This is a genomic window from Rhodobacter capsulatus, assembly GCF_005144475.1.
GTDB lineage: Bacteria > Pseudomonadota > Alphaproteobacteria > Rhodobacterales > Rhodobacteraceae > Rhodobacter > Rhodobacter capsulatus_C.
In genome coordinates this window covers 1-595 of record NZ_SWJZ01000160.1, presented here as the reverse complement: position 1 = coordinate 595, position 595 = coordinate 1, and the positions used below count along the sequence as shown (strand labels likewise).

The 595-nt window shown below is 58.0% G+C and carries 1 protein-coding gene; it reads right to left on the bottom strand.

Annotated features, from left to right (window positions below):
• Positions 1-436 precede the first annotated feature (436 nt).
• A partial coding sequence (locus FBT96_RS20430) for an EF-Tu C-terminal domain-related protein (RefSeq protein WP_455769546.1) occupies positions 437-595 on the bottom strand: 159 nt, incomplete at its 5' end.

Genomic DNA, 595 nt, shown 5'->3' with positions numbered 1-595 from the left:
CGTTTGCTTTCAGTCGCTTGCGCTTCCGTCCGCGTCCCGCTGCAACCACCGTCGCTTCGGTGAGGGGTCTTCTACGGATACTCGCACACCTCCGCAACCCCCTTTTTCAAAATTCCACAAACTTTCTGCCCGGACCCCAAAAACACCCAGCATTCATTGGCCAAAATCGAAACCACCAAAAGAACCCCAAAACACCCCAGAAACTTTGTTGCGCAAAAATGCCAGCAAAAGATGGAAAATTTACGCGGGAAGGCCGTGACGGGGCCGTCGGCCGGGAATCGGGGGCCTCAGGGGGCCACATCCGACCCATTGGCACCACTCGAACCCTCAAAGCAAAAGGAGCGCCCGGGGGCGCTCCTTCCGATTTCGTTCAAAAAGACCGGCAGGTCTTACTTGATGATCTTCGACACACCTTGGTTGGCGCGTCTCGGGATCATCACTTGATGATCTTCGACACGACGCCGGCGCCGACGGTGCGGCCGCCTTCGCGGATCGCGAAGCGCAGTTTCTCTTCCATCGCGATCGGCGCGATCAGCTCGACTTCGAACTTCAGGTTGTCGCCCGGCATCACCATCTCGGTGCCTTCCGGCAGCTT